The organism is Pseudomonas sp. zfem001, assembly GCF_032621725.1.
GTDB classification, from domain to species: Bacteria; Pseudomonadota; Gammaproteobacteria; order Pseudomonadales; family Pseudomonadaceae; genus Aquipseudomonas; species Aquipseudomonas sediminis.
Map to the genome: position 1 here is coordinate 119,437 of NZ_JAVYJI010000001.1, position 17,928 is coordinate 137,364.

Annotated in this window: 19 protein-coding genes; 4 read left to right on the forward strand and 15 right to left on the reverse strand. The window is 62.0% G+C overall.

All coding sequences use genetic code 11. The features are described from left to right. Positions 1 to 5: 5 nt before the first annotated feature. From lpxK to RTH74_RS00645, 4 genes are all read right to left on the reverse strand, one after another. Positions 6 to 1,007, reverse strand: a complete 1,002-nt coding sequence (lpxK, locus tag RTH74_RS00630) for a tetraacyldisaccharide 4'-kinase (RefSeq protein WP_316913423.1) — start codon at positions 1,005 to 1,007, stop codon at positions 6 to 8. Next, positions 1,008 to 1,436 (reverse strand): biopolymer transporter ExbD, encoded by a 429-nt coding sequence (locus tag RTH74_RS00635; RefSeq protein WP_316913424.1) that lies wholly within the window; start codon positions 1,434 to 1,436, stop codon positions 1,008 to 1,010. It abuts the gene before it with no gap. After that, positions 1,433 to 2,065: a MotA/TolQ/ExbB proton channel family protein gene (locus RTH74_RS00640; RefSeq protein ID WP_017677620.1), complete on the reverse strand. Its 633-nt coding sequence runs from the start codon at positions 2,063 to 2,065 to the stop codon at positions 1,433 to 1,435. Before RTH74_RS00640 ends, RTH74_RS00635 begins: the two co-directional genes overlap by 4 nt. 336 nt (positions 2,066 to 2,401) lie before the next feature. Further along, a complete protein-coding gene (locus RTH74_RS00645) occupies positions 2,402 to 4,615 on the reverse strand; it encodes a DNA internalization-related competence protein ComEC/Rec2 (protein WP_316914297.1) in 2,214 nt (737 codons plus the stop codon). Positions 4,616 to 4,755: 140 nt separating this feature from the next. Between RTH74_RS00645 and RTH74_RS00650 the strand changes: the two genes are divergently transcribed. Further along, a complete protein-coding gene (locus tag RTH74_RS00650) occupies positions 4,756 to 5,283 on the forward strand; it encodes a DUF2062 domain-containing protein (RefSeq protein ID WP_316913425.1) in 528 nt (175 codons plus the stop codon). Positions 5,284 to 5,320: 37 nt separating this feature from the next. Here the strand turns inward: RTH74_RS00650 and RTH74_RS00655 are convergent, their stop codons facing one another. From RTH74_RS00655 to RTH74_RS00665, 3 genes are read right to left on the reverse strand one after another with little or no spacing between them, the layout of a single operon-like run. After that, positions 5,321 to 6,565 (reverse strand): lipoprotein-releasing ABC transporter permease subunit, encoded by a 1,245-nt coding sequence (locus tag RTH74_RS00655; protein ID WP_316913426.1) that lies wholly within the window; start codon positions 6,563 to 6,565, stop codon positions 5,321 to 5,323. After that, a complete protein-coding gene (gene lolD, locus RTH74_RS00660) occupies positions 6,565 to 7,251 on the reverse strand; it encodes a lipoprotein-releasing ABC transporter ATP-binding protein LolD (protein ID WP_371919635.1) in 687 nt (228 codons plus the stop codon). Before lolD ends, RTH74_RS00655 begins: the two co-directional genes overlap by 1 nt. Positions 7,252 to 7,270: 19 nt before the next feature. Then, positions 7,271 to 8,518 carry a lipoprotein-releasing ABC transporter permease subunit gene (locus RTH74_RS00665; RefSeq protein ID WP_316913427.1) on the reverse strand — a complete coding sequence of 416 codons (1,248 nt, stop codon included), beginning with the start codon at positions 8,516 to 8,518 and terminating at the stop codon, positions 7,271 to 7,273. A gap of 278 nt (positions 8,519 to 8,796) precedes the next feature. Here RTH74_RS00665 and RTH74_RS00670 point away from each other — a divergent pair, with 278 nt between their 5' ends. The 3 genes from RTH74_RS00670 to RTH74_RS00680 are packed head-to-tail and all read left to right on the forward strand — an operon-like array spanning position 8,797 to position 10,407. Continuing rightward, on the forward strand, positions 8,797 to 9,363 hold the full coding sequence (locus RTH74_RS00670; RefSeq protein ID WP_316913428.1) for a PilZ domain-containing protein: 567 nt from the start codon (positions 8,797 to 8,799) through the stop codon (positions 9,361 to 9,363). A 19-nt stretch (positions 9,364 to 9,382) separates the two neighbouring features. Beyond that, positions 9,383 to 9,691: a phosphodiesterase gene (locus RTH74_RS00675; RefSeq protein WP_179545305.1), complete on the forward strand. Its 309-nt coding sequence runs from the start codon at positions 9,383 to 9,385 to the stop codon at positions 9,689 to 9,691. Continuing rightward, positions 9,688 to 10,407, forward strand: a complete 720-nt coding sequence (locus tag RTH74_RS00680; RefSeq protein WP_316913429.1) for a glycerophosphodiester phosphodiesterase — start codon at positions 9,688 to 9,690, stop codon at positions 10,405 to 10,407. The genes RTH74_RS00675 and RTH74_RS00680 overlap by 4 nt, the downstream gene beginning before the upstream one ends. A gap of 259 nt (positions 10,408 to 10,666) precedes the next feature. On the opposite strand, the gene sthA is transcribed toward RTH74_RS00680, so the two are convergent. From sthA to RTH74_RS00720, 8 genes are all read right to left on the reverse strand, one after another. Next, positions 10,667 to 12,061, reverse strand: coding sequence for a Si-specific NAD(P)(+) transhydrogenase (gene sthA / locus RTH74_RS00685; protein WP_099526433.1), 1,395 nt, complete (start codon positions 12,059 to 12,061; stop codon positions 10,667 to 10,669). Positions 12,062 to 12,158: 97 nt separating this feature from the next. Continuing rightward, the gene (gene nqrM / locus RTH74_RS00690; protein WP_100548255.1) at positions 12,159 to 12,389 is read right to left on the reverse strand and encodes a (Na+)-NQR maturation NqrM; all 231 of its coding nucleotides are present in this window, start codon (positions 12,387 to 12,389) and stop codon (positions 12,159 to 12,161) included. Continuing rightward, on the reverse strand, positions 12,386 to 13,309 hold the full coding sequence (locus tag RTH74_RS00695) for an FAD:protein FMN transferase (RefSeq protein WP_316914298.1): 924 nt from the start codon (positions 13,307 to 13,309) through the stop codon (positions 12,386 to 12,388). The genes nqrM and RTH74_RS00695 overlap by 4 nt, the downstream gene beginning before the upstream one ends. Before the next feature lie 105 nt (positions 13,310 to 13,414). Further along, on the reverse strand, positions 13,415 to 14,638 hold the full coding sequence (gene nqrF / locus RTH74_RS00700) for an NADH:ubiquinone reductase (Na(+)-transporting) subunit F (RefSeq protein WP_316913430.1): 1,224 nt from the start codon (positions 14,636 to 14,638) through the stop codon (positions 13,415 to 13,417). A gap of 15 nt (positions 14,639 to 14,653) precedes the next feature. Continuing rightward, a complete protein-coding gene (nqrE, locus tag RTH74_RS00705) occupies positions 14,654 to 15,262 on the reverse strand; it encodes an NADH:ubiquinone reductase (Na(+)-transporting) subunit E (RefSeq protein WP_017677633.1) in 609 nt (202 codons plus the stop codon). Next, the gene (locus RTH74_RS00710; protein WP_208019980.1) at positions 15,262 to 15,936 is read right to left on the reverse strand and encodes an NADH:ubiquinone reductase (Na(+)-transporting) subunit D; all 675 of its coding nucleotides are present in this window, start codon (positions 15,934 to 15,936) and stop codon (positions 15,262 to 15,264) included. Before RTH74_RS00710 ends, nqrE begins: the two co-directional genes overlap by 1 nt. Further along, complete coding sequence (locus RTH74_RS00715; protein ID WP_099526438.1) at positions 15,933 to 16,721, reverse strand: Na(+)-translocating NADH-quinone reductase subunit C; 789 nt, start codon at positions 16,719 to 16,721, stop codon at positions 15,933 to 15,935. The genes RTH74_RS00710 and RTH74_RS00715 overlap by 4 nt, the downstream gene beginning before the upstream one ends. Continuing rightward, positions 16,714 to 17,925, reverse strand: a complete 1,212-nt coding sequence (locus RTH74_RS00720; RefSeq protein WP_037000345.1) for an NADH:ubiquinone reductase (Na(+)-transporting) subunit B — start codon at positions 17,923 to 17,925, stop codon at positions 16,714 to 16,716. The genes RTH74_RS00715 and RTH74_RS00720 overlap by 8 nt, the downstream gene beginning before the upstream one ends. Positions 17,926 to 17,928: the final 3 nt, after the last annotated feature.

Genomic DNA, 17,928 nt, shown 5'->3' on the forward strand with positions numbered 1-17,928 from the left:
GGTCATCAAGACCCCGGTATGAGGCGGGCCAGTTCGTTGTCCAGCCAGTCGACAAAAGCCGGCGTGGGCACGGCGTCGACGGCCAGGTACCACCAGTCGGCGGCGGCGAAGGCCCGGCATTTCACCGCATCCTTTTCCGTCATCAGCAGGGGCAGCGACGGCTCGAAACTGAGCTGCGCGGCATCGTACTGGGCATGGTCGGCGAAGGGGTGCGGAACCGGGCGCCAGTTTAGCGCTTCGAGGGTATTGAAGAAACGTTGCGGATTACCGATACCGGCCACCGCATGCACCACCTGGCCGGGCGGCAGATGTTCGAGGCCGACGCGCTCACCGCTGGCCAGATTGACCAGTGCGGTCGGCTGCAGACGAAAGGCGTAGCCATCGGCGCGGTCGGCCTCGGCGCCATTGAACAGCACCGCACCCACCTCACTGAGACGCTCGGCCGGTTCACGCAGTGGTCCGGCCGGTAGGCAGCGGCGATTGCCCAGACCGCGCGCGGCATCGATCAGCACCAGTTCCAGATCGCGCGCCAGACGGTAGTGCTGCAGGCCGTCGTCGCAGAGGATCAGGTCCAATTTTTCTTCGGCCAGCAACGCACGCACGGCGCGGCTGCGATCCGGGTCGATCATCAAGGGCACGCCTGTACGCTGGACGATCAGCAGGGGCTCGTCACCTGCTTCGGCCGCAAGTTGCTCGGCACGCACGCGCCACGGCAGGCTCGGCGGCGTGGCGCCATAGCCACGGCTGACCACGCCGACCTTGAGGCCACGAGCGCGGCAATGCTCGATGAGAAAGAGGATCAGCGGCGTCTTGCCGGTACCGCCGACGGTGATGTTGCCCACCACCAGCACAGGCACTGGGGCACGGTAGATATCGCCCTCGCCGGCCAGAAAGCGTGCACGCTTACCCTGCACCACACGGCGGTACAACCACTCCAGCGGGCGCAGCAGTGCCAGCGCCGGGTGGCCGCGGTACCAGGCCTCGAGCAAGCGATCAGCGGCGCTCACTTAGGGATTTTCCTGTGCTTCCACCGTGGTGATGCGCAGGTGCGAGAAGCCCAGCTTGCCAGCAGCGTCCATGGCCGTAATCACCGCCTGGTGCGGGGTCTTGCCATCGGCACTGAGGATCAACGGCAGGCTGTTGTCGCCGTCGGATTCCTTCTGCAGCGCCGCCATGAGGTTAGTCAGGTTGCTTTCCAGCAGCGCCTTGCCATTGACCGAGTAGGCGCCATCGGCACCAATCAGCACCTCGACCTGCTTGAGCTCGGTCCGCTCGGGCGGCGTGCCACTGGCCGCCTCAGGCAGATCGACCTTGAGCTGGGTCTCGCGGGTAAAGGTGGTGGTGACCACGAAGAACAGCAGCAGGATGAATACCACGTCGATCAGCGAGGCCAGGTTGATCTCGACGTTCTCCCGCGGTTTGCGCCGGAATTTCACGCCTTGCCCTCACCCAGGTCGACGTCGCGATCACCCTGTACCATTTCCACCAGCTTGATCGCTTCCTGCTCCATGCCGACTACCAGTTCGTCGACACGACGCTGCAGATAGCGATGGAAGAACAGTGCAGGGATCGCCACCATCAGGCCAGCTGCCGTGGTGATCAGCGCCTTGGAGATACCACCGGCGAGCATCGGCGCGTTGGCCATACCCGAGCCCATGAAGGAGCTGAAGATTTCGATCATGCCCAGTACGGTACCGAGCAGGCCGAGCAGCGGCGCGATGCCGGCAATGGTGCCGAGCGCATTGAGGTAGCGCTCCAGCTCGTGGATGACGCGAGCCGCGGCCTCCTCGATGCACTCTTTCATGATCTCGCGACCATGCTTGGAGTTGGCCAGGCCGGCAGCGAGAATCTGCCCCAGCGGCGAATCCTCACGCAGCTCCTTGAGCTTCTGGTTGTTGAGTTTCTTGTCCTTGATCCAGCGCCACACCTGAGCCAGCAGATTGGCCGGGGTGACGCGGGCGGGCCGCAGGGTCCACAGGCGCTCGGCGACGATGCCGGCAGCAGCGATGGAACAGAGAATGATCGGCAGCATCATCCAGCCGCCAGCTTTGACCAGTTCCCACACGGTAGAGAATCCCCCTCGAAAAAGTCGCGCCACTCTAGCATAGGGTTTAAAGGGTCTGTGGGCGTTTCGTCACAGCCGCGACGGAGCCTGTTTTGCCGCAGGGCTAGGCGCGAGGAGTGTGGTTTGGTCATTCCAAACGAGCGACGAGCAACGACGCACTGCGGCAAAACAGGCCCGTCCCTACGGGTTGCGCGGCAAATGGCGCCATGCGTCGTTGCAGGACTAGGCAAGGGGACACCATTACCTGCGTCCTGCGCCTAGCCTGGCGCCATTTGGCGCAGCAACGCGGCTTGTGACGAAACACCCACAGACCCTTCATGCCGACCGCCGCCGTTCTCATTTTTCCCGCCAGAAACGTGGCTCGCTTCGCAACCCGCGAGGCGCGACCTGTTCGCCCAGACGTAAATGCAGAGCACCCCGCAACGCCGTGTCATGCACCTCGACGCCTGCCGCCTGATAGCGCGCCAACACCTGCGGGTGAGGATGTCCGAAGGCATTGTGGCGACTGCGCGTGATCAGCACATGCTGCGCACCGACCGCATCGATAAAAGCCTGACTGGATGACGTTCGACTGCCGTGATGGGGTGCCAGCAGCCAACGCGAGGCCAGGGGAAAATCGGCCTGCATCAGCGCGCGTTCGGCGCGGACATCGATATCACCAGTCAGCAACAGGCGCTCACCCGCCGCCTCGATCTGCAATACGCAAGAACGCTGATTGCCGGATACGGCCTGGTCCCACTGCCACAGCCTGAACGTCACGTCGTTCCATTGCCAGCGCTGTCCTGATTCGCAATCCTCAGCGCCAAGCGTCCTGGCCAGCCGTTGCGGCTCGCCACTGATGACACGGCTCACCGGCATGCCGGCTTTGATCGCGGCAGCCCCGCCGGCATGATCATTGTCGGCATGACTGAGCAACATCAGGTCGAGCCGCCTGAGGTTCATTGCTCGCAGTGAAGGCAGGACAATACGCTCCCCTGTATCGAAATCGCCGAAGCGCGGGCCTGCGTCGTACAGCAAGCTGTGTTCCCGGGTACGCACCAGCACCGCCAGCCCCTGCCCTACGTCCAGCACCCAGACATCGGCGCGACCATCGTCCAGCTGTTTCGGCGGCAACAGCAATGCAGGCAATAACAACGCAAGGCCGGGTAGACGCAACGGTACTCCGGCCGGCAGCAGGAGCAACAAGGCACCTGCCACCGCCAATAACCAGGCCCACAGCGGCAGGTTGCTAGGCAACCAGGCAGGTAGCCAAGCAGCGATCACGCTCAGCAACTCGAACAACAGATACAAAGCACCACCGGCCAGCCACAGCAAGCTCTCCCCGATCACCGGGACAGGCAGCAGCAGAGTGCCCAGCAAGGCCAGGGGTACGACTACCAGCCCCACCCAAGGCACGGCAACCAGATTGGCCAACGGCCCGCTGCTACTGACGGGCAGACCGAGAATCAGCATCATCGGCAGCAGGCCGATGGCCATGGTCCACTGCGCACGTGTTAGCCCGCGCCACCAACCCCAGACACCGAGCCGACCGCCAAACACCAGAGCAAGAATCGCCACCGCCGAAAACGACAACCAGAAACCCGGCTGCAACGAGGCCAGCGGCTCCAGCAGCAGAACCACGATCAAGGCCAACAACAATGGCCACCAGGCGCCCAGATGACGAAAGCGCATGCGCCAGAGCAGCACCAGCGCAACCATCACGCAGGCCCTGCGCACCGGCACCTCAAAACCAGCCAGCATCCCGTAGACCAGAGCTCCGCCCAAGGCCAACGCACAGGCGCAGGGCAACCAAGGCCAACGCCTTGGCCAGGCACCGACTCTCGCCAGCAAAGCCACCAGTCCGTAAAGAAAGCCGGCTAGCAGGGCAATATGCTGGCCGGAGATGACCATCAGGTGCACCGTGCCCGTGTGCTGCAGCAGGCGCCAGTCGCTTGTACTCAGGCCGGAACCATCACCGAGGACCAGAGCAGCGATGGCACCTTCGCGCCCAAAGGCCGGCGCAGCCAGCAGATGCTGGCGAAGGCTGTCGCGCCAGCTACCAAAGCCCGTCGCGGGGGATAACCGTTCGCCAGACTTGATCGTGCCCGTGGCGCCGATACGCTGCGCCAGCAACCAGGCTTCGTAGTCGAAGCTCTGCGGATTGACCAGGCCATGCGGCCTCTTCAGGTTGACCGCCAGACGCCAGCGCTCGCCGCCTTGCACCGGCGGCCCGCCATACCAGGCCAGGCGCATTCTTTTCGGCAACTCGGCGCGCCGCGAGTGCGCCTCTTCGAACTGGAAGCGCACGACACCATCGGCCACTTCAGGCAGGCCGACCACCCGCCCCTCCAGCCACAGGGTACGGCCATCGAGCGGTGGAGCAAGGCGGTCATCCAGTGCCGATTGCGCCGAGCTGCAGGCCCAGGCCAACCCCAGCAAAAAGAACCCAAGCGGATAGAGGCGCGAGAACAGCAAAGCCAGAGCGGCGCAGACCGCTACCAGCAACAACCAATTCGGCGGCAGGCTTGGCAGAAAGCGCAGCGTCAATAGCCCCAAGGCCAGTGCCAACATCCCTGTTCGCATCCCCTTCCTCCCTGCTCATCGAGCTGCAGCGAACGCGTCCGGCGCTCACCTTCGGTCACAATATGGAAACGCCGGCCAGACTGAATCCGTGCATAATATCGACGCTTTTGCCTGCCCAGAGACTCTTCATGCCGCGTCGTTTATTCAAGCGCTACATGCCCACCCCCGACAGCATCAAGGGTAACAAGTCCCTGCGCTTTCTCGGCAAACTCATTCATGACCCCAATCTCTGGCATCTCAACCGTCACTCGGTAGCTCGCGGCATGGCCATCGGCCTGTTCTGGGCGATGATCCCCATGCCAATGCAGATGCTGGCCGCCGCCGCAGTGGCCATCCCGTTGCGCGCCAACCTGCCAATTTCCATCGGCCTGGTGTGGCTGACCAATCCCATCACCATGCCACCGGTTTTCTATTGCACTTACAAACTGGGCGCGTGGATCATGCAGACACCGCCCGTGCGCATGCCGCAGACCCTAAGTCTAGAATGGATCACGGCCGAGGTAGCGGTGCTGTGGAAGCCGCTGTACCTGGGCTCCTTCGTCGCGGGGATCATCCTCGCGATACTGGGCTACGTGCTGACCATGCTCTACTGGCGCTGGTGGGTACAGCGTAGCTGGCGCAAGCGTCAGGAAAAGCGCCGCCTGGAGCGCCGCTGAAAAGAAAAAGCCGTCTAAGTTGACGGCTTTTTCGTTCTTACTCGTAGCGCAGCGCCTCGGCCGGCTGCACCTGCGCCGCACGCCATGAGGGGTAGAGCGTGGCGAGGAAGCTCAGGATCAGCGCCGCCGAACAGATCAGCGCCACATCCAGCCACTGCAGATCCGATGGCAGGCTGCTGATGAAGTACACGTCGGAACTCATCACCTGCTGCCCGGCGAACGACTCCAGCCAAGCCACCAGCGCGCTGACATTGAGCGCTGCCAGCACACCCAACACCGTACCAATCAGCGTACCGACCAGGCCGATCACCGAGCCTTGAACCATAAAAATCGCCATGATCTGCCGTGGCGTGGCGCCCAGGGTACGCAGGATGGCGATATCGCCGCTCTTATCGGCGACCACCATGATCAGCGTGGCGATGATGTTGAAGGCTGCCACCGCGACGATCAGCAGGAGCAGCAGACCGATCATGGTCTTCTCCATCTTCATCGCGCTGAACAGACTGCCCTGGGTATGGGTCCAGTCATCGGTACGGTAATCGGCACCCAACTGCGCCAGCAGCGCCTTGGATACCTGCGGCGCCTGGTAGAGGTCTTTCAGCGCCAGACGAATACCCGGCACCGTGCCTTCCGGCAGTCGCTGCATGGCAGCGGCGTCGACGACGTTGATCAGGGCCAGCGAGCTGTCCAGCTCGGCACCGACCTTGAACACCGCCGCGACGTTCAAGCGCTGCATGCGCGGCGTGACGCCACCAGGCGCGCTGCTCAGCTCAGGGATGATCAAGGTCAGCTTGTCGCCCACCTGCAAGCCGAAACGCCGCGCGGTGATGTCGCCGATCACCACACCGAATTCGCCAGGCTGCAAATTGTTCAGGCTGCCCTGGCGGATGTGCTCGGGCAGGATCGATACCTTGCCCTCTTCTGCCGGATCGATGCCGTGAATCTGGATCGGCTGCATCAGCCCGCGATGCGAGAGCATGCCCTCCAGCTCGGCATAGGGTGCCGCGGCCTGCACTTGCGGATTGGCCATGGCCTTGTCCGCCAGGGCACGCCAGTCGGCAACTGGCTCGGCTCCGTAGAGCATGGCGTGCGGCACCATGCCGAGAATGCGCGAGCTCATTTCCTTCTGGAAACCGTTCATCACCGACAGCACTACGATCATCGCCAGCACGCCCAGCGCCAGGCCGATCATCGAAGTCAGCGAAATGAAGGAGATGAAATGGTTGCGGCGCTTGGCCCGTGTGTAGCGAGCGCCGATGAAGATACTCAGCGGACGAAACATCAGAGGGTCACCAGCTTGCCGTCCTGCAGGCTGAGCACGCGATCCATCTGCCGTGCCAGCTGCATGTCGTGGGTCACCACCAGAAACGCGGTGTTGGAATCGCGGCTGAGCTCGCGCATCAGCTCCTGAATGCCTTCGGCGGTATGCTGGTCGAGGTTGCCGGTGGGTTCATCGAGCAGTACCAGCCCCGGGCGGTTGACCAGCGCACGGGCAATCGCCACACGCTGACGTTCGCCGCCGGACAGTTCGGACGGCTTGTGATTCAGGCGATGCCCCAGGCCTACCCGCTCCAGCAAGGCTGTCGCGCGCTGACGCGCCTCGGCGATCGACGTCTTGCCGATCAGCAGCGGCATGCAGACGTTCTCCAGCGCGGTGAACTCGGCCAGCAAGTGGTGGAACTGGTAGACGAAGCCCAGCGCACGGTTACGCAGCAGACCACGCGCGGTCTCGCTCAGTGCCGACAGTTGCTCGCCGGCCAGCCAGACGCTGCCTTCGCTGGGCGTATCCAGGCCGCCAAGCATGTTCAACAGGGTGCTCTTGCCGGAGCCGGAGCTGCCGACGATGGCCACGCGCTCGCCCGGGAAGAGTTCCAGCTCGAGCCCGTCGAGCACCACCACCGATTCGGGGCCTTCGTCGTAACGCTTGCTCAGGTTGCGGCAGCTGAGCACGGCATTGTGCTGTTTCATGGCGTTCTGATTCATGGACTCACTCATAGCGCAGGGCCTCGGCCGGCTGGGTACGCGCAGCACGCCAGGCTGGATACAGGGTGGCGAAGAAGCTCAGCAGCAACGCCGCGGTGCAGACCATCACCACGTCGCCGCTCTGCAGTTGCGAAGGCAGGTAATCGATGAAATAGACATCGGCGTTGAGAAACTTGATGCCCAGCAGGCGCTCGATGCCGGCGATCAGGCTGCTGATGTTCAGCGCCGCAACAATGCCCAGCAGCGCGCCGATGACGGTGCCGACCACACCGATCACGGTGCCCTGGACCATGAAAATGGCCATGATCTGCCGCGGCGTGGCGCCGAGGGTACGCAGGATGGCGATGTCGCCCTTCTTGTCGGTCACCACCATCACCAACGTGGAGATGATGTTGAATGCCGCCACCGCGACGATCAGCAGCAGGAGCAGGCCGATCATGGTCTTCTCCATGCGAATGGCCTGGTACAGGTTGCCGTGGGTACGGGTCCAGTCGCGGGCATAGAAATCGCCGTCGAGTGTCTGGGCGATCTCCCAGGCACTGCGCGGTGCCTGGAACAGGTCATCGAACTTCAGCCGCAGGCCCTGCACCTGATCCGGCTTCCAGCGCTGCAGGCGCGCCAGGTCGCTGATGTTGGCCAGGGCCAGGGCACCGTCGATCTCACCGGCGCCGACATGGAAAATACCGGTGACGGTGAAGCGCTTCAGGCGCGGGAACATACCCGCCGGGGTCACGGTGACCTCAGGCGCGACGAATGTGACCTTGTCACCGAGCTTGAGACCCAGCTTGGCTGCTGCCTTGTCGCCAATGACCATGGCGAAATCGCCCGGCTGCAGGCTGTCGAGACTGCCCTGCTGGAAGAAGCCATCAATGATCGAGACCTTGCGTTCCTGCTCGGGATCGATGGCATTGATCAGCACCTTCTGCACCTTGCCGTCGTTCGTCAGCAAGCCCTGCATCTGGGTGAAGGGGGCCAGCGCTTCGACGCGCGGATGGCGCTCCACCTGGCGCGCCAGCGCCTGCCAGTCACTGACCGGGGTCGGCGACTCGACCGTGGCGTGAGGGATCATCCCCAAGACGCGGGTGCGCATCTCGTGGTCGAAACCATTCATGACCGACAGCACCAGGATCATCACCATCACCCCCAGCGTGAGGCCGAGCATGGACGTCAGGGAAATGAAGGAAACGAAATGGTTGCGGCGCTTGGCTCGCGTGTAGCGCGTACCGATGAATACGAACAGAGGTCTGAACATGTCGGAGAGATTCGGGGGAAAGAAAAACGTCCATGTGGCGGGGCCAGATCAGCGGCCTTACACTCAGAAGCAACTCGAAGTCGGCTGCGTAACGGGCCTGCTGCGTTAAAAACACTTGGAAAGCCGCTTATGGCTGGTGCGCTTCAGTGTGGTCCCGAAGGAACGAGCGAAGCGAGCAATGCTCGTTTACCATTCGTAACCGACGCTTGCCTGGCACGCATCCAGCTCGCGAGACTTTCAACAGGGTCTTCGACCACCACCGCTTTCATGGGTTCGCCATGTCGACTAACGATGTAGATGATCGCCGCGAATACTATCGTATCGACGATACGATCGCACTGGAATTCAGCCTGCTGTCGGGGGCCGAAGCCTATGCCAGCGACGCGCTTCACGATCCATCGCCGCTGTTCAACCTGCTCAGCGACCTGCACCTGATGGACTTCGAATCCCAGCATCTGCTGCGTCATATCACTGAACGCGATCGTACCCTGGCCAACTACCTGAAGGTGATCAACAAGCGCATCGACCTGCTCGGCCAGGCTGTGGCGCAAAGCCTGCTACGCGACATCGGTGCACCACGCCAGGTCTCGCTGTCCGAAGGCGGTATCAGCTTCAATAGCGCCCAGCCCGTGGCGCCGGGCAGCCATCTAGCGATCAAGATGGTGCTGATGCCACAAGCGCTCGGCCTCCTGCTACGTGGTCAGGTAGTGCACTGCAGCCAACGTGCGGACGGCCAATTCGAGATCGGCACCGAGTTTGAAGCGTTGACCGACGCACAGCGCCAGTTACTGGCTCGGCATATCCTGCAGAAGCAGGCTCTGGAGCGTCGCCAAGCCCGCGAATGACACTCGCCAAGGAACCGCCATGTATCGTCTCGCACTGCTTCTCACCCTACTCGCCCCTACTGCCCTGTTGGCCGACACCCTGACCATTCCCGTGGGCGACCAGGGCGCCGACCTCGACGCCAGCAACCTGCCGCACAAAGGACAGTCCAAGCGTGCGGTGCTGGAGCGCTTCGGCCTGGCCGATGAGGAGCACAAGCCTGTCGGCCAACCGCCGATCACGCGCTGGGATTACCGCGAATTCAGCGTCTATTTCGAATACGATCACGTGATCAACAGCGTGCGCCATCACCAGCCGCGCCACCTCGACACCGTCAAGGAGCAACAGTGACTCTCATTTATGGCCATCGCGGCGCCAAGGGCGAAGCCCCGGAAAATACCCTGACCAGCTTCCAGCGCTGCCTGGAGCATGGCGTCAATCGTTGCGAGCTGGACCTGCACCTATCACGCGACGGTGAGCTGATGGTGATCCACGACCCAACCCTGAAGCGCACCACGGGCCTGCGCGGCAAGGTGGTCGAGCACGATGCCGCCGACCTGATCCGATACGACGCGCGCAAGGGTGGCCCTGGCTGGGTGCGCCCCTGCCCGATTCCGCGCCTGGAGGAACTGTTCGAGCATTGCCCGTTCGAGCACTGGCAACTGGAGGTTAAAAGCGCCTCCAAGGTCCGCGCCGCACGCACCGTGCTGGCCATCTCGGAACTGGTCGAGCGCTTCGGTCTGCGCGAGCAGATCACCATCACCTCCAGCTCGCGCGAAGTGCTCAAGGCCGCCCGCGAGCTGACGCCGCAGCTGCAGCTGGGTCTGGTTGCCGAGTACGCCTGGCTCGACCCACTGAAAGTTGCGGCGCATTACGGCTGCCATCTGCTGGCGCTGAACTGGACGCTGTGCACCCCGGAACGCCTGCTCAAGGCGCAGAAGCAAGGCCTGCACGTGTCGGTCTGGACGGTCAACGAGCCGGCGCTGATGCGTCGCCTGGCTGATTTCGGTGTCGACAGCATCATCACCGACTTCCCTGGCCTGGCGGCACAGACACTGCGCGGTTGAGCCCTGCAGGTTGCGTCGTGCGCACCAACTCCTCCGGCGGTGCGCACGGCCTGGGCGGCCCCGCGACACCCTACGGACCGTTGTAGCCGCCAAACACTCGCCCTACATACACCCCAACAACGACAAAACCGGCACTAGGCCGGTTTTGTCGTTTGCTGCCGCCTGAGACGCTAGAAGCTCTCCCGATTCGGCCAGCGCCACTCGGAAGCCACTACCCAGCCTGTCTCCCCGACCGGCTCAGGCCGCCGGCCGGAGCCGCTCAAAAAAGCCGGTTGAGGCCGTCGAACGCGGCAACCCGATAGGCCTCGGCCATGGTCGGGTAGTTGAAGGTGGTGTTGATGAAGTACTTGATGCTGTTGGCTTCGCCCTTCTGGTTCATGATCGCCTGACCGATGTGGACGATCTCCGAGGCCTGATAGCCGAAGCAGTGCACGCCCAACACTTCCAGGGTTTCACGATGGAAGAGGATCTTCAGCATGCCCACCGGCTCGACCGAGATCTGCGCACGGGCCATGCCTTTGAAGAAGGCCTTGCCCACTTCGTAAGGCACCTTGGCCTGAGTCAGTTCACGCTCGGTCTTACCGATCGAGCTGATCTCCGGAATGGTGTAGATGCCGGTTGGCACGTCATCGACGAAACGCCAGCTGCCGTTGTCGACGATGCTGCCGGCAGCGGAACGGCCCTGGTCGGCAGCGGCGCTGGCCAGGCTCGGCCAGCCGATCACGTCACCGGCGGCGTAGATGTTGCTGACTTCGGTGCGGTAATGCTCGTCGACTTGGATCTGGCCACGGCTGTTGACCGCGATGCCGATGTTCTCCAGCCCCAGCTGATCGGTATTGCCGGTACGACCGTTACACCAGAGCAGCGCGTCGGCCTTGATCTTCTTGCCCGACTTCAGGTGCAGGATCACGCCGTTTTCCAACCCCTCGATGCGCTCGTACTCTTCGTTGTGACGAATCAGCACGTTGTTGTTGCGCAGGTGATAGCTCAAGGCATCGGAGATTTCCGAGTCCAGGAAGCTGAGCAGTTGATCGCGGTTGTCGATCAGGTCGACCAGCACACCCAGGCCGCTGAAGATCGAGGCGTACTCACAGCCGATCACCCCGGCTCCGTAGATGATCAGGCGGCGCGGCGTGTGGCCGAGGCTGAGAATGGTGTCGCTATCGTAGATACGCGGGTGACGAAAATCGACATCGGCCGGGCGATAGGGACGCGAGCCGGTGGCGATGACGATCTGCTTGGCTACCAGCTTTTCCACTACGCCATTGAGGCAGACCACTTCGATCGTCTGCTCGTCGGCGAAGCTGGCTGTACCGAAATAGGTGTCGATGCGGTTGCGCGCGTAGTAGCCCGTGCGCGAAGTGACTTGCTTGGCGATCACCTTCTCGGCGCTTTTCAGCACATCGGGGAAGGAGAACCAGCGCGGCTCGCCAATCTGGCGAAACATCGGGTTGGTGTTGAACTGCATGATCTGCCGCACCGAGTGGCGCAGCGCCTTGGAGGGGATGGTGCCGAGGTGGGTACAGTTGCCACCGACCAGCGGACGGTTGTCCACCACGGCCACCTTACGCCCGGCCTTGGCCGCGTTCATCGCTGCGCCCTCGCCCGCCGGGCCGGAGCCCAGCACCACCACATCGTAGTTGTAGACCGCCATGTTTACTCCTTCAGATCAGGCCGGAGCGCTTGTGGCGCACCCTCGGCAGGGCCGGCAGTGGATTACAGCTGCCGGCTATCAAAGCATACCGCCTGCCTTAACGCTTGCTCGCGTCGTAAGCCAGGTCAGTGTTCGGCGCTTCGCCGTTGTCGCGATTGACCTCTTCGCACTTCTCACGACTACCACCACAGATCGAGCACTCTTTCTCGATACCGAGGTTGGCGATGCCACCGCAGGAACCGGCGATGGGTTTGCGCCCCATGATCACGCCGACGGCCATCATGCCGACGACCAGAACCATGGCCAGAAATACAACCAGAAAAGTCATTGCTCATCTCCTGCAGCGAATAGCTGCTCGAATGCGGCCGTGCCCTGTGTGACGAAGCCCTCGCCCTCACGCGTCACGAAAAACGCCGCGATAGCGTTGCGCTCGGCGAATGCCATACCGGCATCCGGTCCAAGCACCATCAATAGGGTAGACAAGCCATCGGCGCGCAAGGTCGATGGATCTGCCACCGTGACAGCTGCCAGTTTGTGATTGACCGGTTTGCCGGTCAGCGGATCGAGCGTATGCGAGTAGCGCTGGCCGTTCTCTTCGAAGTAATTGCGATAGTCCCCCGAGGTGGAGATACCGTAACCATCGAGCTGCAGGATGCGCTGAGCGACACGCCGATCATCACGCGGTGCTTCCAGGCCGATACGCCAGTGGCTGCCGTCCGGCTTGAAGCCAGCCGCCTTGAGCTCGCCGGTGGCCTCGACCAGGTAACTGGTAACGCCCAGCTCGCCCAGACGCGCGACGATCTGATCGACAGCGTAACCGGCAGCGATGCTGTTGAAGTCGACTTCCACGTCGACGTCCTTGCACAGCTGCTCGCCTTCGATGCTCAGGTGCTGCTGGCCAACCCGCTTACGCACTTCGGCCAGACGTTCGGCATCCGGTACGGCTTCGCCCTGCCCTTTGGGCCCGAAGCCCCAGAGGTCGAGCAACGGCTCCAGCGTCAGGTCGAAGTAGCCCTGGCTTTCCTCGTGCAAGCGATTGCCGGCACGCACGAGGTCCAGCACGCCCTTGGGCATGGCCTGGCAGGTACCGGCCGGCGCCTGGTTGAACTGCTCGATCAGCGAATCATCGCGATAGGTGGACATCTGCAGATCGATCTCGGCGAGGATCGCCTCGGTCGCGGCCTTGAGTTCGGCTTGCGGCGCGACACCTTCACTGCGGACGTATTTGATCGAATAGGTGCTGCCCATGGTCGGGCCACCGAACTCTTCGATCCGTTCAGAATGCAAGCAGCCCGTTAGGGCTGCCGCCAAGGCGACAGCGATAACGGGCTGGAGTACAGCAGACCTCATGCGTTAGCCGCCGAAGTCGTCGAGGAGAATGTTCTCCGGCTCGACACCCAGGTCGGTCAGCATCTTGATTACCGCGGCGTTCATCATGGGTGGGCCGCACATGTAGAACTCGCAATCTTCCGGAGCCGGGTGGTCCTTCAGGTAGTTCTCGTACAGCACGTTGTGGATGAAGCCCTTGAGGCCGGTCCAGTTGTCTTCAGGTTGCGGATCGGACAATGCCAGGTGCCACTCGAAGTTCGGGTTCTCAGCGGCGAGCTGGTCGTACTCTTCGTTGTAGAACGACTCACGCATGGAGCGCGCGCCATACCAGAAGCTGATCTTGCGCGTGGATTTCAGGCGCTTGAGCTGGTCGAAGATGTGCGAACGCATCGGCGCCATACCGGCACCACCACCGATGAAGACCATCTCGGCGTCGGTGTCCTTGGCGAAGAACTCACCGAAGGGCCCGTACACGGTGATCTTGTCGCCCGGCTTGAGGCTGAACACGTAGGACGACATCTTGCCCGGCGGCAGATCGTCCTTGCCGGGGGGCGGCGAGGCGATACGGATGTTGAACTTCACCAGACCGCGCTCTTCCGGGTAGTTGGCCATGGAGTAGGCACGGATCACGGTCTCCTCGACCTTGGACACGTACTTCCACTGGTTGAACTTGTCCCAGTCGCCGCGGTACTCCTCCTGGATGTCGAAGTCCTTGTAGTCCACGGTGTGCGGCGGGCATTCCAGCTGCACGTAACCACCAGCGCGGAAGTCGACGTTTTCACCTTCAGGCAGCTTCAGCGTCAGCTCCTTGATGAAGGTGGCGACGTTGGGATTGGACTCGACGGTGCATTCCCACTTCTTCACGCCGAAGACTTCTTCCGGCACTTCGATCTTCATGTCCTGCTTGACCGCGGCCTGGCAGGACAGGCGCCAGCCTTCGCGGGCCTCACGCTTGGTGAAGTGCGACTCTTCGGTGGAGAGCATCTCGCCACCGCCGGACTCGATGATGCACTTGCACTGGGCGCAGGTACCGCCACCACCGCAAGCGGACGACAGGAAGATGCCGTTGTCGGCCAGGGTTTGCAGCAGCTTGCCGCCAGCCGGGACCACGATGGTTTTTTCGCCGTTGATTTCGATGTTCACGTCGCCGCTGGAAACCAGCTTGGCGCGAGCAGCGAGGATGATCAGCACCAGCGCGAGAACGATGGCGGTGAACATGCCGATGGCGAGGAAGATTTCGTAATTCATCTGTTCATCCTTTCCTTACAGCTGCACGCCGGAGAAGGACATGAAGCCCAGCGACATCAGACCGATGGTGATGAAGGTGATGCCCAGACCCTGCAGACCAGCCGGTACATCGCTGTACTTGAGCTTCTCGCGGATACCGGCCAGCGCAGCAATCGCCAGCGCCCAGGACACACCCGCGCCAATACCGTAAACGGTGCTCTCGGCCAGGTTGTAGTCGCGCTCGACCATGAACAGTGAGCCACCCATGATGGCGCAGTTCACGGTGATCAGCGGCAGGAACACGCCGAGGGCGTTGTACAGCGACGGCACGTACTTATCCAGGGTCATCTCGAGGATCTGTACCAGTGCAGCGATCACCCCGATGAAGGTCAGCAGACCGAGGAACGACAGATCCACCTCAGGCAGGCCGGCCCAGGCCAGCGCACCATCCTTGAGGATATTGGTGTAGATCAGGTTGTTCACCGGCATGGTGATACCCAGCACCACGACCACGGCGATGCCGAGGCCGATGGCGGTTTCCACCTTCTTGGAGATGGCGATGAAGGTACACATACCGAGGAAGAACGCCAGCGCCATGTTCTCGACGAACACCGCACGGACGAACAGGCTGATGTAATGTTCCATTAATAGGCCTCCTTACTGGATACCTGAGGCGCCATCTTGTAAGCATTGGCCTCGATCTGATCCTTCTTCCAGCTACGGATGGCCCAGATGAACAGACCGATCAGGAAGAATGCCGAAGGCGGCAGCAGCAGCATGCCGTTGGGCTGGTACCAGCCGCCGTCGTTGACCACCGAGAAGACCTCGTAGCCCATCAGCTTGCCCGCACCGAACAGCTCGCGAATGATGCCTAGGGCGATCAGCATGGCACTGTAGCCCAGACCGTTGCCGATACCATCGAAGAACGACAGCACCGGCGGGTTCTGCATGGCGAAGGCTTCAGCGCGGCCCATCACGATGCAGTTGGTGATGATCAGACCGACGAACACCGACAGCTGTTTGGACAGACTGAAGGCGTAGGCCTTGAGCACCTGATCGACCACGATCACCAGCGAGGCGATGATCACCATCTGCACGATCATGCGGATCGAGCTGGGGATCTGGCTGCGGATCATCGAGATGAACAGGTTGGAGAAACCGGTCACCAGGGTCAGCGCGGCAGACATCACCAGTGCGGTCTGCAGGTTCGAGGTGACCGCCAGGGCCGAACAGATCCCGAGGATCTGCAGGCCAATGGGGTTGTTGTTGAAGATCGGGTTGAGCAGGACTTCTTTAATAGTCGGCTGCGACATGATCAAGCCTCCCCTGCACGCAGGTTAGCGATAAACGGACCGAAGCCGTTCTGGCCGAGCCAGAACTTCAGCAGGTTGTCCACACCGACGCTGGTCAGCGTGGCGCCAGCCAGGCCATCGACCTGGTGGGTAGCGTTCGGGCTTTGCGGATCGACACCGCCTTTGACCACCTGTACGGCCAACTTGTCGTTGTCATCGAACAGGGTCTTGCCCGGCCACTGGCCCTTCCATTTCGGGTTATCCACCTCGCCACCAAGACCAGGGGTCTCACCGTGCTGGTAGAAGCCCATGCCCACGACAGTGTTCAGATCCCCTTTCACCGCGATAAAGCCGTGCAGGGTCGACCACAGCCCATAGCCGCGCACCGGCAGGATCAGGGTTTCGAGTTCGCCATCCTTCTCCACCATGTAAACAGTGGTGTAACGCTCCTGACGCTTGATACCGGCGATGTCTTCGCTGCCCTTCAAAGCTTCGGAGGTTTTCGGATCCTTGGAGGCCTTGAGCGGATCGAAGGTGACCGGGTCGAACGCATCGGAGAAAGTGCCGCTCTCCAGATCCACCAGCTTGGCGGTGATGGTGGTGTCGAACAGTTCCTTGACCTTGGCACCGGACATGCCGGCCTCACCCAGGCCGGCAATGGCCAGGATGCTGCGCTGCTTGTCCAGCAGGCGGTTTTCAACCTGAGTCGGCTTCAGTGCGATGGCTGCGCCGGCGACGAATACCGAGCACACCAGACACACCAGCACCGCCACCGTCAGCGTACGGACGGTGGATTCTTTTTGACTAGACATTGCGTGCCAGCCTCCGCTTGATATTGGCTTGAACGACGAAGTGGTCGATCAGCGGTGCAAACAGGTTGGCGAACAGGATCGCCAGCATCATGCCCTCGGGGAAGGCCGGGTTGACCACACGGATCAACACCACCATCACACCGATCAGAGCACCAAAGATCCATTTGCCGGTGTTGGTCATGGAGGCCGACACCGGGTCGGTGGCCATGAAGAACATGCCGAAGGCGAAGCCGCCCACTACCAGATGCCAGTACCAGGGCATGGCGAACATCGGGTTGGTGGTGGAACCGATCAGGTTGAGCAGCAGGCTCAGGCCGATCATGCCCAGCATCACGCCGACGACGATGCGCCAGGACGCAATACGAGTCAGCAACAGGACCAGACCACCGATGGCGATGGCCAGAGTGCTGGTCTCACCCATCGAGCCGTGAATGGTGCCGACGAAGGCGTCCATCCAGGTGATGCCGTTGTTGATCACGTTCTCGATGCCGCCGGAAGCAGCCAGGCTCAGCGAGGTAGCGCCAGCGAAGCCATCGACCGCGGTCCAGACCGCATCACCCGACATCTGCGCCGGATAGGCGAAGAACAGGAATGCGCGGCCGGTGAGGGCCGGGTTGAGGAAGTTCTTGCCGGTACCACCGAACACTTCCTTGCCGATCACCACGCCGAAGCTGATGCCCAGGGCGACCTGCCAGAGCGGAATGCTCGGCGGCAGAATCAGGGCGAACAGCACGGAAGTAACGAAGAAGCCCTCGTTGACTTCATGCTTGCGGATCGAGGCGAACAGTACTTCCCAGAAGCCGCCGACGATGAAGGTCACCGCGTAGACAGGCAGGAAATAGGCCGCGCCCTGAATGAAGTTGTCCCACAGGCTGTTCGGATCGAAACCGGCCAGCGAGCCGATCAGAGCGAAGCGCCAGCCTTCCTGGCTCGCCAGCAGCTCGGGGCTCTGGGCGAAGATCAGGTTGGCCTGGTAGCCGGTGTTCCACATGCCGAAGAACATCGCCGGGAAGGTACACAGCCACACGGTGATCATCATGCGCTTGAGGTCGATGCCATCACGCACGTGAGCAGTGGTCTTGGTCACGCTGCCAGGACGATAGAAGAAGGTGTCGATGGCCTCGTAGAGGGCATACCACTTCTCGTACTTGCCGCCCTTTTCGAAGTTGTGCTCGATCTTGTCGAGGAATGCACGAATGCCCACGGA

Excerpts from the sequence above, each read along its gene's own strand:
- RTH74_RS00645 (WP_316914297.1), bottom strand. The coding sequence starts at position 4,615 with ATGTTGGCACTGGCCTTGGGGCTATTGACGCTGCGCTTTCTGCCAAGC.
- RTH74_RS00650 (WP_316913425.1), top strand. The coding sequence starts at position 4,756 with ATGCCGCGTCGTTTATTCAAGCGCTACATGCCCACCCCCGACAGCATC.
- RTH74_RS00655 (WP_316913426.1), bottom strand. The coding sequence starts at position 6,565 with ATGTTTCGTCCGCTGAGTATCTTCATCGGCGCTCGCTACACACGGGCC.
- lolD (WP_371919635.1), bottom strand. The coding sequence starts at position 7,251 with ATGAAACAGCACAATGCCGTGCTCAGCTGCCGCAACCTGAGCAAGCGT.
- RTH74_RS00665 (WP_316913427.1), bottom strand. The coding sequence starts at position 8,518 with ATGTTCAGACCTCTGTTCGTATTCATCGGTACGCGCTACACGCGAGCC.
- RTH74_RS00670 (WP_316913428.1), top strand. The coding sequence starts at position 8,797 with ATGTCGACTAACGATGTAGATGATCGCCGCGAATACTATCGTATCGAC.
- RTH74_RS00675 (WP_179545305.1), top strand. The coding sequence starts at position 9,383 with ATGTATCGTCTCGCACTGCTTCTCACCCTACTCGCCCCTACTGCCCTG.
- sthA (WP_099526433.1), bottom strand. The coding sequence starts at position 12,061 with ATGGCGGTCTACAACTACGATGTGGTGGTGCTGGGCTCCGGCCCGGCG.
- nqrM (WP_100548255.1), bottom strand. The coding sequence starts at position 12,389 with ATGACTTTTCTGGTTGTATTTCTGGCCATGGTTCTGGTCGTCGGCATG.
- RTH74_RS00695 (WP_316914298.1), bottom strand. The coding sequence starts at position 13,309 with ATGGGCAGCACCTATTCGATCAAATACGTCCGCAGTGAAGGTGTCGCG.
- nqrF (WP_316913430.1), bottom strand. The coding sequence starts at position 14,638 with ATGAATTACGAAATCTTCCTCGCCATCGGCATGTTCACCGCCATCGTT.
- nqrE (WP_017677633.1), bottom strand. The coding sequence starts at position 15,262 with ATGGAACATTACATCAGCCTGTTCGTCCGTGCGGTGTTCGTCGAGAAC.
- RTH74_RS00715 (WP_099526438.1), bottom strand. The coding sequence starts at position 16,721 with ATGTCTAGTCAAAAAGAATCCACCGTCCGTACGCTGACGGTGGCGGTG.